General features: G+C 60.2%; 13 protein-coding genes. 6 read left to right on the forward strand and 7 right to left on the reverse strand.

Annotated features, from left to right (window positions below):
• Positions 1–2 precede the first annotated feature (2 nt).
• From QF050_RS15515 to QF050_RS20375, 3 genes are all read left to right on the forward strand, one after another.
• A complete protein-coding gene (locus QF050_RS15515) occupies positions 3–920 on the forward strand; it encodes a CoA ester lyase (RefSeq protein WP_308931227.1) in 918 nt (305 codons plus the stop codon).
• A gap of 97 nt (positions 921–1,017) precedes the next feature.
• A complete protein-coding gene (locus QF050_RS15520; protein ID WP_308931228.1) occupies positions 1,018–1,839 on the forward strand; it encodes a fumarylacetoacetate hydrolase family protein in 822 nt (273 codons plus the stop codon).
• 746 nt (positions 1,840–2,585) lie between these two features.
• Positions 2,586–3,041: a DUF2690 domain-containing protein gene (locus tag QF050_RS20375; RefSeq protein WP_374121577.1), complete on the forward strand. Its 456-nt coding sequence runs from the start codon at positions 2,586–2,588 to the stop codon at positions 3,039–3,041.
• Between the two features lie 1,543 nt (positions 3,042–4,584).
• On the opposite strand, the gene QF050_RS15525 is transcribed toward QF050_RS20375, so the two are convergent.
• Positions 4,585–5,388, reverse strand: coding sequence for a hypothetical protein (locus tag QF050_RS15525; protein ID WP_308931229.1), 804 nt, complete (start codon positions 5,386–5,388; stop codon positions 4,585–4,587).
• Positions 5,389–6,250: 862 nt separating this feature from the next.
• A complete protein-coding gene (locus tag QF050_RS15530; RefSeq protein ID WP_308931230.1) occupies positions 6,251–6,841 on the reverse strand; it encodes a recombinase family protein in 591 nt (196 codons plus the stop codon).
• Positions 6,842–7,243: 402 nt separating this feature from the next.
• Here QF050_RS15530 and QF050_RS15535 point away from each other — a divergent pair, with 402 nt between their 5' ends.
• Positions 7,244–7,462 (forward strand): hypothetical protein, encoded by a 219-nt coding sequence (locus QF050_RS15535; RefSeq protein WP_308931231.1) that lies wholly within the window; start codon positions 7,244–7,246, stop codon positions 7,460–7,462.
• A 385-nt stretch (positions 7,463–7,847) separates the two neighbouring features.
• Here the strand turns inward: QF050_RS15535 and QF050_RS15540 are convergent, their stop codons facing one another.
• Positions 7,848–8,582, reverse strand: coding sequence for an Ltp family lipoprotein (locus QF050_RS15540; RefSeq protein ID WP_308931232.1), 735 nt, complete (start codon positions 8,580–8,582; stop codon positions 7,848–7,850).
• A 279-nt stretch (positions 8,583–8,861) separates the two neighbouring features.
• Here QF050_RS15540 and QF050_RS15545 point away from each other — a divergent pair, with 279 nt between their 5' ends.
• Entirely contained in the window at positions 8,862–9,188 is a 327-nt protein-coding gene (locus QF050_RS15545; RefSeq protein ID WP_308931233.1) for a hypothetical protein, read from the forward strand.
• 164 nt (positions 9,189–9,352) lie between these two features.
• Entirely contained in the window at positions 9,353–9,916 is a 564-nt protein-coding gene (locus tag QF050_RS15550) for a GNAT family N-acetyltransferase (RefSeq protein WP_308931234.1), read from the forward strand.
• Between the two features lie 82 nt (positions 9,917–9,998).
• Here the strand turns inward: QF050_RS15550 and QF050_RS15555 are convergent, their stop codons facing one another.
• From QF050_RS15555 to QF050_RS15570, 4 genes are all read right to left on the reverse strand, one after another.
• On the reverse strand, positions 9,999–10,247 hold the full coding sequence (locus QF050_RS15555; RefSeq protein ID WP_308931235.1) for a hypothetical protein: 249 nt from the start codon (positions 10,245–10,247) through the stop codon (positions 9,999–10,001).
• A gap of 161 nt (positions 10,248–10,408) precedes the next feature.
• Complete coding sequence (locus QF050_RS15560; protein WP_308931236.1) at positions 10,409–11,446, reverse strand: 2-keto-3-deoxygluconate permease; 1,038 nt, start codon at positions 11,444–11,446, stop codon at positions 10,409–10,411.
• A 71-nt stretch (positions 11,447–11,517) separates the two neighbouring features.
• A complete protein-coding gene (locus QF050_RS15565) occupies positions 11,518–12,561 on the reverse strand; it encodes an alcohol dehydrogenase catalytic domain-containing protein (protein WP_308931237.1) in 1,044 nt (347 codons plus the stop codon).
• 51 nt (positions 12,562–12,612) lie between these two features.
• Complete coding sequence (locus QF050_RS15570; RefSeq protein ID WP_308931238.1) at positions 12,613–13,911, reverse strand: four-carbon acid sugar kinase family protein; 1,299 nt, start codon at positions 13,909–13,911, stop codon at positions 12,613–12,615.

Here is a 13,911-nt window from a genome sequence, read left to right on the forward strand (position 1 = left end):
CCATGACCCAGCCCACCTACATGCCCCAAAGCACCGACGACACCTCCTACTCCACCCCGGTCCTGAGGAATGTGCTCCCGGGCTTCGTCCTTGAACGCAATATCCCCGCAGAGATCGCCCGTTCCTGGCTGCTGGTCAATGCCATGAAGCCGGAACTCTTTGACCAGTCGGCCGTGTCCCGGGCTGACTCGATCATCCTGGATATTGAAGACGCGGTGGACCCGTCGCAGAAGGACCAGGCCCGGAACAACGTCATCGACTGGCTGACCGCCGGCGGCCAGGCCTGGGTCCGGATCAACGATGCCACCAGCCCGTTCTGGGCTGACGACCTCGCGGGCCTGCGCGGCACCCCGGGCCTGCTCGGTGTCATGCTCGCCAAGACCGAATCGGCTGACCAGGTGACCGAGAGCTTCCACCGCATGGACGGCAACACCCCCGTCATCCCCCTGGTGGAATCCGCCATCGGCATCGAGGAAGCCAACCACATCGCCAAGGCCCAGGGCGCGTTCCGTTTGGCCTTCGGTTCCGGCGACTTCCGCCGCGATACCGGCATGGCCGCCACCCCGGAAGCGATGGCCTACCCGCGCGCCAAGCTGGTCGTCGCCAGCCGCGTGGGCAACCTGCCCGGCCCCATCGACGGCCCCACCGTCGGCACCAACCACCCCATCCTGCGCGAGCAGACCGGCATCACGGTGATGATGGGCATGACCGGCAAGCTTTGCCTGGCCATTGACCAGACCCCGGTGATCAACGAGGTCATCAGCCCCACGCCGTCCGACGTCGCGTGGGCCACCGACTTCATGAACGACTTCGAGGCCAACGGCCGCGTTATCCGTGACGGCTCCGACCTGCCCCGCCTGGGCCGCGCCGAGAAGATCATGAAACTCGCCGTCGCCTTTGGGGTGCAGCCTGCCCACTAACGCCCCGGCCGGCGTGGTCGGCCAAGGCGACCAAAGACGCCCCTCGCAGTACGTAAGCGCACTGCCGTCAGCAGCCAAGATCATGAAGAGAGAACGAATGGCTTACGCAAACTACCGATACAAGGGTCGCCACTACCTTGGTGAAGTTCACGGCGGCCACGTCATCCCGCTGGCCGGGCTTACCGACGTCGGACCGGAAACATCCGCCGATCTCCTTGCCAGTGCCGCCCGTCTGGGGGAATCACGGGTTCCCCTATCCGAGGTCACCCTGCGCGCGGCGTCACCCAGGGCCGGGAAAATCCTCTGCGTGGGCCAGAACTACAAAGCCCACACCGACGACACCAGCACAGCCACCTTTCCCGTGCTCTTCCCCAAGTACACATCCACCCTCATCGGACCGAACGACGACATTATCCTGCCCCCGGAATCCAGCCAGATCGACTTCGAGGGCGAACTCGCAGTTATTATCGGGAAGCCGGGCCGCCGCATCGCCGAACAGAACGCCCTGGATCACATTCTGGGATATTGCGTTTCCAACGACGTCACCATGCGCGACTACCAGAACAAGGCCCACCAATGGCTGCAGGGCAAGATCTGGGACAACACCACCCCGCTCGGCCCCTTCATCGTCACCCCAGCAGAAACCGACATCAGCAACGCCGGCATCAGCACCACCCTGAACGGGGAAGTCGTCCAAAAATCGGATCTCTCACACCTGATCTTCAGCATCCCCACACTCATCGCCACCATCTCCGAATTCACCACCCTGGAGGCCGGGGACGTCATCCTCACCGGCACACCAGCCGGAGTCGGATACCGCAGAGACCCCCAACTGTTCCTCAAAGACGGTGACGTCATCACCGTGACAGTGACAGGGATCGGCAGCATCACCAACACCGTCAGGGCGGAAGCCACCTGACGCATACCCTGTGGAATTTGCCGATAAGTGCGGCGTTCTATGTTTAGTCGGCGTCGATAGTTCCTTCTGACAAAGATGCCGGGGCAGAGCTGACGCACGGACGTTAGGTGCCCCGCGTTACCTAGATATTCGTCGGCCCGGCACCATAAGGCCCCACTTATAAAGCAGACATAGGTGTGGACACTGTCGACACCCAATTTGGCAGGACAAACCTCGGGGCACGACTCTCGCACGCACGCCCTAAGACCGCCCCCAGGGGCGTTCTTTAGCGAGATCGCCGAAGTCATGTCGTCCCCACTCCCCTGAGCCATGAATGAGTGTCGGACAACCACGCCCAACCAGACAGAACCCGAACGAGGAACCATATAACCCACTTCAGCAGGCGGAAGGCCCACCAGCCAGGGACTTGAACCCGCCACCCACACACCTGAACAAGGCTTCGCGGCGGCCAGGCCATAGCCCGCGACCCAACCCGTCAGAGGACGCGACCGCAAGCTTTGTCAACACGTCAAAGCAAAATCGCCTCTGACGAGGGGATACGTCGTGCCCGAGGTGGGACTCGAACTACATTCCAGCCGTTGAAAAGGCTGGGAACCCGCGAAAACATGCGGAATCCTAGCCAGTCCGCGGGCTGTAAGTCCCAAAGCGACGGGAAGAGTGTTGACACTGTCAACACACTCATTTCCGCCCGTAAGACTCCTGAACCCCAGCAAGCTTCCGAAGCAAGAGCTGCAGCGATGGCATCAATGCTGGCGCTATCCGTCCTCTTCGCTGCACCAAGCTACGCGAACCCTACTAGTGTGCAGGTCAGCACCTCATCTCCAGAAACTAAGCCAACCTGCTACGGGGACTACTGCAGCGGGGAGGACCCGGTTGCCTCAGGGTGCTCTGAGGGGGCGGTGACCCTCGACTCGCATGTTCAGGAGCTAGGCGGGGGCATCGTAGAGCTTCGTTACTCTCCGAAGTGCGGGACAAACTGGGCCAAATGGACGAAATACCCGACAGGTTGGAGCATGAACTGCGGAATCGTTGGTTTGCGTGCCGTCCAGGACACGGGCTACACCCAAGCAATCGATCTGACCAACAAGACAATCAAGGACGGGGAAAGCCTATGGTCGCCGATGATCTACAGCCCTGTGAAGAAGGTCAAGGCGGAGATGATATATCTACGACGATGCCGGAATGGTGGCGGCCGCGGTTGACTGCGCACTGAACGGCCTAGAGTCGACTCGGTCCTTATAGCTAATTCCAACCGCAAGAAGATCAGCCCCAGGCAGTTTCGCGCTGGGGCTGGTCTTCTTTCACGTTCCTACACAACTTCCCGAGTCGGATCACAAGTTACGAGACACAAAGCCCCGTGTGGCAACCACCATCCTTGTCCCACTTTTTTGAAACCGGGTCGGTGAGTATCTAAGCTCTCTGGCGGCTGTCACTTTTCGAAGTCGACTGCACGGAATATCCAAAGTCGTCTGCACAGCCGGCCCGTTGAGGGATCCTTCACTGGGGCATGTCTGAAGGGGGAAGGGCGCGAGCGGCTAGAGCCGCTTTGCCACTCGATCAACCCTCAACGACTGTACCTGTCCACTTCGCGTCAAAATTGATGTCCAAAGGGAGAAAAGCCTCATGGAAAGCTATGCCCGCCTTTCGTTCCGTTTCGCCTCCACCGGGTGGTGTAGTGACAACTTGGCGCGTTCCCACCACTGAATTCGCTAAGACTTGGTCGGGGGTCGGGCCTAGCGGCAACCGCGGGTAGGGCGATAGCTCGGCCTGCCGGCCGCAAAAGTGACGATCTGCAGCGACGCGGAACATTGCTCCGTAAGTTATGGAAATCATCCAGGCTTCCGCCAGAAGCGTCGCGGCGGATAGCCGCAGAGTCGACATCTCTAGACCCTGCCTGTGACCCCTTTGTTTTGGGGGACGAGCCAGACAGTCAAGGGTGACCGTGTCAAACAAGTCGATTGCATCTGGTCCTGTGAGACCGCTCAGCGGAACCGTACCGTCGTCGTTCGGCGGTGTTGTCGTCAGCGTCAGGCGCAGATTATTCCGGGACCGCACTGCGAGTCCGTGCTTGACTTTGTTATGGGCAGCGTTGATATTCACGTCATCCCGCACAAGTAAGTTCATGGCATGCTGGAGCCATGATCCCATGACGTTCAATGCGGTGACAGTATCTGGGCCTGGTTCCGCTTCAGCGGCGCTCGGCGGAAGTACAAGACTCCAAAAGGTTTCGGCACCCTCCTGGCTGGACAAGTGCGCCGACACCCTGTTGACCAAGAGGATTGTCTTGTCAGGTCCGTCTGCAATTGACGCCCATACCGACTTGGGAACCCCACCTGGTTCGTACGTCGTCAGTAGACCTTCATAAAGGCGCACAAGCGCTTCAGCGACATGATGCCTAAGGGCAAAAGAATCTGTAGCAACCTGCAATTCTCGATCGGAAGCGTCGAAGGACAGCACTCCGCTAGCCCCTGCTAGCCCGAGAGTTGACGCAAAATCCAGTCCCAGTGCTTCAGAGGTACTGGCTGCCCGTGCCGAAGCAGATGAAATGAGAGCCGAAATTCGCGCCTGAAAGTATTCAAAAGGGCGGGATTCGAAGAAGCTATCGTCCAACTCCTGGACTTGCTCGGACGTTAGCTGGGCTCCGTGCGAGCGTTTAAACACAGCGTTCCCCTCATCGCTACGATGCCGAATGTTCACGTCAAGGATACGACCAGGTCCACGAGAGCTGCTGGGCCGTAGATCCGATCAGCTGAAAATGGCCAGGTAATCGAGCACTAGCAGAGGACCTTGAACGAATTGGTTTTCCTGACTTGCGTCCTTCGGTCCTTCACGTTCCATCCGACGACGTTCATCTCTGTTTACGAGGTTCATGCCAGCCAGGGAAACCATCGGATACCAACGATCGTGGAGCACACGTTTCTTGACCTTGCCCACGATGCGTGCGCAACCGTCAAACGACGCGCTCGGGGAAATCCACTGCTTGTTAAGCGAACCGACGACCTTCCAGTCCGTGTCACTGTCATCGCCGATGATGACGGGAGCGATATCGAGTTGATCTAGGAATGCCGCCATAGCATCCATCTCCTTTGTATCTGGGATGCCATCCATACTCAGGCCAAGCGCTTTGGCTGAGGGCATCAAGGCCTTCATCGTGCTCAGCGTGCTGCTTAATCCCTCGTGGTTTGCCATGGCGGCGATGGCTTCCGGTACATAAATGTCACATTCCCAATCAATGAACGCCCCAGTTCCCGCCTCGGCAAAATCTATGTCCGGCTGAGTTGTTTCGATCCATCCGACCTTCTCCGGGTTCTCGCGGCCAGCGTCTATAAGGCGCTGTAGACGGGATGCATTGTGATCCTTCAAGTTCAGCGTGTTCTCGGTCTCGGCGTCGCTCTTGCCTTCGATTTTCGTCCCACCCCAGCCGAGCGAGCCCCCGAATCCGTGGCTTCCCTTAGAGCGTGATGTACCTGACTCTCGCAACCCACCTTCAAGGGCAGCGATATAGTTTGCCAATGCATCTTCGTCCAAGTAAAGCGCGTTGAAAAGCATGGAAACATTCTCCTATGGGGCGTCGTCAGGGGCTGGTAGGACATACCTGCTGCATTCCTTGAAGCGGTCCTCGGTCGCCAAACTTTCGAGGTCGACCGGGCGGCGAATTCCCCACGACCGGGGTCCAGTTCCTGCACGGCATCACCTTAGTTAGGACTGCAGAGGCCGGCCGCAAGGGTGGACAGTGAATGGCTCGGAACCACATGAGTCGAGCCTTCTTTAGAGCAAGCCCTGGTGCTTGGCAGAGGTTCTTCGATCGATGAAGTTTAGGGTGCCCATAAGTATCCTTTCGGGGCTGCTGATGATTCCGTGAACAAACTTGAGGATGAGGCGTGGCAGAGAAAGTACTACAGCAACGATGACACCCGTGAGGACGCCAACGCCCAGCGGAGAAGCAGACCATACGAGAAGTAGTGCCGTTACTGAATCTATAGTCATGAACAGAGCATAATCTGACCGTGCGACATTCAAGCGGAATGCCGCGCCTGAGGGATCCTCATCCTGACTCCTCTCAATAACGAAGGATTCAGAGAAAACGGCGTATCGAGAATCCCGGTGCCGGCGGTTCATGGAAGTGGCGCGAGGTCCGGCCGCGGAAATTGGTCTCCATGACGAAAAGCTGCCCACCCGTCGCGGTTCTCACAAATAATTCTCGAATCTTTATAGTCGAACTAACACCCCGACCCGATTTTTGGGAAGATGAAAATTCATCACTTCGCACCGCATCGGCTACGCCGGGTTCCACCCGGGCGTATAACCTGGACCTGCAGCGCGACACTCTGCAGAAGGCCAGATGCGACAAGATCTACATGACACCTCTGTGAACCGATGTCCAGCAAGCTATCTCAAAAACAAGGGCGTGCTAGGCAGCTTCCGACGCGACCTCTGGGACGTCCCTCCTGCTAAGAGCCCAAGTCAGTGATGAAACGCTGACGCTCAGCCGCTCAGCCGTTTCCTTCAGAGTCTTTCCCTCGCTGCGCAGCTGCCGCGCCGTTTCCAGTTTTCCTGGCGTCATGGACCGCGGGCGGCCGCCGAGCCGGCCTCGCGCTTTCGCTGCGACCAGCCCATCCTTGGTTCTTTCCGACAGCCGTGATCGTTTGTATTCTGCCAGGGAAGCGAACATGTCAAAGATGAGTTTGCCGTGGGCGCTGCTCGTGTCCAACCAGGGTTCAGCCAGGGAACGGAAGCCTATCCCCCGCTGACCCAGCACTGTAACGATGTCAGCAAGGTCGGAGGTACTACGGCCTAGCCTGGTCAGGTCTGCGACCAAAAGCACGTTGCCCGGCTGAAGATAGTCCAGGCAGTCCTTCCACCATAGCCGTGCCTGGGTAGCACCGGACGCGTACTCCTGGAAGACGCGGACTGCTCCTGCCGCTACCAACGCGTCCACCTGTGAATCGAGCGATTGGCCACGAGTACTGACCCTTGCATAGCCGACCACGTTCCCGAACACGTCAAAAACCCTCCTATCAACCTTTTGACTGCTCTTTTCGGCAACCAGTTTTGACTACAGTAAGGGCGGTTTTTCGGCATTTTTGTAGGCTTGCCGTCGGCAGGTCAGAAACGGTCGTTTTTGCGGACTCCTCACAGAAGAACCCATCGCTCCGTGTTCACCGCCAGTGGCCGTTCGGCGTCCGGACAGTGGCCTCTCCGAACAAAGAATTTCTTCCCACCAGCCATCCCAAGCCTTAGAATTAATGATTACCCCCTTCTCACGAAGGGACTTGAGATGAAGACCTTTCCGAGGTCCTCATCATTGAGAAAGTCGCAGGACCAGGCGAACTAACCCTGATCCTAATGACGTCATATGGTTCAGGCGCCCGTTCGGCAGGTTCTTCGCTAGGAAGGACCCGTCATGTCGATGAAGAAGTCAAAACGGGAGATACAGCGGTTGCAGCGGGAGCTGCTTCAGGCTGTTGTTACAGCTGGTGTTATTTGTCTCCAGCTGGTTGGTGCGTGCGCAGGTGCGCACATCGAAAGCGGCGAGATAACGAGGAAGATCGTTCGCGGCGTTTTCAAGATTACTATCGCAATCCTCGCGGGGATTGCGACGCAGTACCTGATGGTGAAGTAGCGACCCCGGACTTTTAGCTTGCATCCTGCATTCGGCAGGATGAATCCAAACTCCGTAGGACCCCCAGCGAGTCGAGATCCAGGTCCGGATCCCTCGATCGAGCTGGTGCGGAGTGATGGAGAACTACCTAGCGGGAGGGAGCTCATGACTCCCTCCCGCTCGTACAAATATCCACAGCTCCGGCTTTCTTGCCGGGGCTATTTTTTTGCCCTTTTCCTGGCCGCCCAGGCCGGGGGGGTGACCCCCCCACCGCGCCCACGGCTGCCTCCAGAAACGGTTGTTTATGACACGCGGGGCGGTGGGTCTTTGGCCTGCAATGGGGAGGGGGCAAGGGGACGCGGCCTGCAGTTTCTGAGAATCAGCTAACCGCGTTTGGGTCCGGACCCTACAGCCCTGCCTGGGTTACAGCGTACTCGGCCTGCTGACGAGTGAATCCGTTGAATACGAGCTGGTCAATCAGACCTTCACGGGAGAACGCCTGATTTTCCAGGTAGGACTTTCCCTTCTTCGCAGCCTGTTCATTCCAGTCCACAGTGACGTGGTCAACGGCCCAGGTCGCGTCCTCAGCCGGGAACTTGTTGAAGACGAGCTGGTCAATCAGACCCTGACGTGAAAACGCCTGATTTTCCAGGTAGGACTGTGCTTTCCTGGTTGCCTGATCCCGCCAGTCCACGGTGAGGTGGTCAACGGCCCACGTTGCATCCTCGGGAGAAAACTTGTTGAACTCCAGCTGCTCGACCAAGCCCTGGCGTGAGAACGCCTGGAATTCGATATAGCTTTCGGCTTTCCGAAGCGCGTTCTTCTGTCCAGGGGTGGCGTTGTCTAACGGGTTCGGGGTCAGGACCGTTGTTTCTGGTGCTGGAGACGTGGCCACAGGAGGGTTGCTCGGCGCAGGGGGATTCGTCGCGGACTTAATTCCGGAAGCGATAGATGTGATGACGATACTTGCAATGATTAGGGCTAGCACTCCTAGAACCAGCCCTGCCAATGCAGTACCACGCTTTCGGAATTTCAGCCGAAGGCCGATGATTCCGAGGATTACTGCCACTGGGCCTAAGAGGAATGCCACAACCCCGAGAAACGGGATGATAGCCAGGACCGCGGCTACGATGCCGATCACAAGGGCAGCGACACCCACGCCGTTGCTGGACGGTTCAGGACCGCTAGGAGGAGTTTGGGGCTGAGCTGGAGGGGGTGACTGTGTCGACACGACAAAAAACCTCGCAATCATCGAGCAAGCTGCCATCTGCTAGACAATTGGGTCGCTGCTACTTTCCCTTGAAGGAGACCTACGAAAGGTCCCCTCCCATCGAGGATATGCCTGGGAATGACAGTGCGAAAGGCCAGCTACTGAGTGACATACCAAGTGGGAAAAGGGTGGGAGTGCTCTAATACTCCTATGGCGAACATATTCAGGGGTCCCAGCACACCCGCTATGAGGTTGACGCTATTTCTGATCGGGACAGCTGCCCTTGCGGCTGGAATATTCACGGCCACTGTACGGGTCAAAGCTAGCGCGGCAAATAAGTACGGTGTCGTTGACACGTACTGTGGGACGGCATTCGACCCCATGCCAAGGCGGAGCTTCTTCCCAGCCCTTGCAGACGCCTGCGAAAACGCCATCTCGGGTTACCCACAAACTGCAACCGTCATGTTCGCCATCGCGGCGATATTCTTGGTCCGCTTCCTTTATATGATGGTAGGCCCGAAGGCGGCACCCAAGTAAGCAGCCCGCCAGAACTGCGCCTATAAAGGCCCAACAAGCGGTCGTTTTTGATGTCCGCAAAGGCTGTGCGCAGGCTCCCCATGAATCCGTCATTTTCAACCCTTTAGTTCGTGATTGGGATTTCATTGCTCCCTCGGAAAGAGCAGAGAACGTATTGTCAGCACGTGAGCAACTTAAATATCGAGAGTCCAGGAGTCGGCGCAGCGAAGGACGTGGCGAGTAATCGGCGCATAAAGTACGCACGTCCACTAGTTGAGAAAGGATTCACCTTCGGCCCGCTGACTCGCGAGGATTGGCCCGCAGTCAATGGTCTCGTCAGAAAATACATCAGTGTGCCTGCCGACTGGAGGCTGACGCCGAACAGCCTCGGGATCGTCGTCAAGAATTCCAAAGGCGCTCTTGTAGCCGCCGTCGTAACTCAGGTCATGACCATAGACGGCAAGACGCTGCTGATAGTGAGCCACCTGGTAACCGACCCTCTACACCGCGGCAGAGGTATGGCAACAATCCTTCTCGGCATGCTCGACAACATCACGGGTACCGCCGGCGCTCCTGCCCCAGCTATGACGGTTGGCTTCTGCGCTCATGCCGGCATTAAGCTCTACCGACGAGCGGGTTTCGTCGTAGGCGACGCCAACAGCTACACCGAACCAGATCCGGAGCTTCCGTTCCCACGCATGGTCACAGAGAACTCGAACTACCCCTATCCGTTCTACCGCGCCTGGTAGCGCTCTAGGTACGACAGAACGGGGAGTTGTCCCAGAACCGGTCGTTTTTGACGTCCCTTGAGTCTCTCGTGTCGGGCGCCTATCAGAACTGCTTGTGGATGGCTGATCCGTCGCCGTGAAAGATCAGGATGCGGCTTTGGCCGTCGATCCAGACCCAGAAGTAGCTGGCATCTTCGCTGATTTCGTCCACGGTGCCTTGTTCGGCCGCGAATCCGTGTCGTTTCACAATCACGCGGTCGCCGGGGTTGAGGTGGACCCAGTTGTGATAGCTCAGTGGCTGGGCTCCCACTGTCACCGTTGGCCGGTCAGCCATTTGTGCGCCTGCAATCATTGCTATTCCTTTCATACTGGTCTTCCGCACGTCGCTCAGCTTCAGTAGGGACGCTTCGCATTTCCCGGTTACCACCTTGCCTGGGCGGCATTGCTGACAAACGTGGATATAAGGAAGCGGGGCGTGCATTGTGCACGCCCCGCCCACTTCCTTTAGTACTGCTAGGTCAGTTCCGGGGTACTACCTACATGCTTGGGGGCTGGCGCCTCCTGCTGGGGGGAGTTCTCTTCGATGTCCTGGAGACGGTCCTTTTTCTGCACCCTCTTTGCCCATGCTGAGGTCACGAGCGGGCAGAGGACCGCGGAGACGACGACCGAGGCTGCGACGAGGACGGTGGCGTGTTCTGCTGCCGGGGCGTAGACGGGGTTGGCGGTGGCGATGATTGCGGGAACGAGTGCGGCGTTGCCGGCTGTGGTTGCTGCCGCGAGGCCGGCTACGCCGTCGCCGCCGGTGAGTTTGTCGGCGAGGAGGAGCACGGCGCCGCCGACGAAGACCACGAACAGGCCGAGTGCGATGCCGAGCAGGCCTGCTTCGACGACGGCGTTGAGGTTGATGGTCAGGCCGAGGGCCAGGCCCAGGAACGGCACCATGGCCGGTACCAGTGGGGCCAAGAGATGCCGCATGTTTTTATCGAGGTTCCCGAGGAGCATGCCCAGGGCCAGCGGGAGAATGGCGCCGACGAGTGCCTGCCAAGGGAAGGCCGACAGGCCGGCGATGCCGAGGGTGACCATGGTCAGGAAGGGGCCTGATTCCAGGGACAGGATGGAGTAGGCGCCGGCGTCGCGTTTGCGGCCGAACTGCCCCATCAGTGAGATGTAAAGCCCGCCGTTGGTGTCGTTCAGGGCGGCAACCAACGCGAGGGTCGACAGGCCGGCCAGGATTCCGGAGTCGATGGGGGCCTCGCCGAGGAACCGCCCGGCGATGACGCCGATGAGGATCGCGAAGAGAATTTTGGAACCGAGGAGCACCCCGCCCTTCTTGAGGATGTAGGGCGTTGATTTGACCTCGAGTGTCGCGCCGAGGCAGACGAAGAACACGGCCAGCAGCGGCGCCAGGCCGGTGAAGAAGGCACCTGTGAAGGAACCGAAGAACTTACCGGCGTCCGGGGCCAGGGTGTGGATGACGGCACCGATGCCCAGGGGCACCAGCATCATGCCGCCGGGGACCTTCTCCAGAGCTTTCTTGATGGGAATCGACATTGATTTCTCCTAGTGAATAGCTGATTGGTTGGGAACTGCGGTTCGGACCGTCAGTTCCGTTGCTTGTGGGGTTAGCCGAGGCCTGGGATGAGCAGGACTTTGCAGGCATCGCCGGTGAGAAGCTCCACGGCGTCGTCGATCTCGCTGAGCTTCTTGCGGTGGGTGATGAGCCAGTCGAGCTCCAGCTTTCCGGAGTCAAGCAGCAGCAGGCTCTGTTCCCAGGTTTCCCAGAGCCGGCGGCCGAAGATCCCGCGAAGGGTGATGCCCTTTTTGTTGATGTAGGCGGCGATGTCGACCTCTGCGGGGCGGCTGGGGTGTCCGACGGTGATGACGGTCGCTTCGCGGCGGACGGCGTCGAAGAGAGTGGTCAGCGTGCCGGGGGCTCCGGAGCATTCGAAGGCGACGTCGAAGCCGCCGCGCCGGCCGGTGAGTTCGCGGCAGCGTTCGACAATGCCGTCGCTGGGGTGCAGTGCGGTCGCGCCGAGTTTTTCGGCTTGGGCGCGGCGGTAGGGGTTGGGATCGACGGCGATGACATGGGAGGCGCCCATGAGCAGTGCCAGGTTCACGACCACGAGCCCGACTGGGCCCGCGCCGCTGACGAGCACCGCCCTGCCCGCGACGGAGTAGTTGGCGCGCTGGATGGCGTGGACGGCGACGCCTGCGGCTTCGAGCAGTGCACCGGATTCGAGGGACAGGCCGGTGGGGAGCTTGACGCAGATGTCCTGGGGGACGGCCGCGTATTCGGCGAAAACACCGTCGATGTGCATGCCGAGGATGCCGGTTCGTTCGCAGGTGTGGGCGTCACCGGTGCGGCAGGGAAAGCACTGGCCGCAGGTCAGGTGGCTTTCAAGGGCGACCTGGTCGCCCACCTTCAGGCCGGTGACCCCGGGGGCGACCTCGACGATGGTTCCTGCGCCTTCGTGGCCGAGGATGACCGGGAGGTTGAGGTTGAAGGCCTGGGCCGACGGGGTCCATTCGTAGAGTTCACGGTCCGTGCCGCACAGGGAGGCCGCGCCGACTTCAATGACGACATTGCCTTCCGTTGCCTTGGGATCGCCGGCGTCGGTGACGTACGTGACGCCTCGTTCGGCTGCGTTTTTGACTACTGCCCGCATGGGGGCCGCCTTTCGTTGGTTCTTGATGCGTGGAGGAAATTGTGTGGAGTGTTAGGCGGGGAGCTGGCCGGCGAAGCGGCGCAGGATGTCGGTCGGTCCGACCTGTCCGCCCTTGAGCAGCAGCCGGCACCCGCCGACGGCGGAGGCGCCATCGGCGCGGAGAATGGGGCCGGCGGTGACGAACTGGTCCGATACCCGCAGTTGGCGCACGCCCATGGCGATAAGTGCGTGGCTGGAGGTATCGCCGCCACAGACGGCGATGTCCCGGGTAAGCCCGGCATCGGCCATGCGGGCAGCAATGCCGCCAATCAACGTGCCGACGTACCCGGCGTCCACTGGTGTGCTTGCCCCGTAGCGTGGGTCAGCTGCGCCGCGGGTGGTGTGAACGACGACGTTGCGCCCTGCCCGGAGCGCGGCGGAAACGCGTTCATCCAGGGCGGCGACCAGGGCCGGGTCGTCGCTCTGCAGCAGCTCGGCAGGGACCGGGACGTCCTCCCAGCCATGGGAGGTTGCGTCGTTGATCTGCTCCGCTGTGGTGCTGGAGGCTGAGGCGCTGACGGCCAGCACCGGCCCGGAGGGCTTCTGCCGGCCGGGGGTGCGTGCAGCTTGGTCCGAGATGGACCTGGCCAGCGCGGCCATGATGCCGCCGGATCCGACCACGATCGAGGGACCGTGACCGTGCTCTTCCCGGGTGAGTGCTTCTGCGACCGCGTCCATGTGGTGTTCGTCGACGGCGTCAACCACGAAGGCCTTCGCCCCGGGTTCCCGCCTCCGGTCCGCCCAGGCATCCTTGAAGGTTCCGTCGTCATAAGCCGGCAGATGGATGGCCCCCGGTACCTGGTCGTCACCGAGCTGTTCGGTCAGGACCTGACGCAGGTCCGCTTCGGACATGGGTGTTGAAGGGTGGCGGGACATGACCGGGTGGCGGTCCAGCCGGTAAATCTGGCCGGCGTAGGTTGCGTAGTGGTTGCTGAAGGCGGTGTAGCGGCCGAAAGCGGGTTGGGCCGGGACGACCGGGATGGGTCCGTGCAGCGGGAACTGTTCGTGGAGCAGCTGGATACCGCGGCCGATGCTGCCGATGGTGGTGGAACTGTCGAAGGTGGAGCAGACCTTGTAGAGCAGGACCTCCAGGTTCAGCGTGGCGATGCCTGCAAGGTCACGGGTGACCAGGTTGTCGAAGGCCGTGCCGGACAGGGAACGGGCAGGCCCGGCGAACCCGACGACGTCGGTGTCCGTGGGCAGTGGGGCGTCCCCGATGACCAGGGCGGCTTCGAGCCCGTAGCGGTGGGCTTGGGCGAGGACGTCGGCGGCTCCGGTGAGGTCGTCGGCGACGAAACCGAAAGCGGGCAT

This window comes from Arthrobacter sp. SLBN-112 (genome assembly GCF_030944625.1).
In the GTDB taxonomy this organism is placed as follows: Bacteria; Actinomycetota; Actinomycetes; order Actinomycetales; family Micrococcaceae; genus Arthrobacter.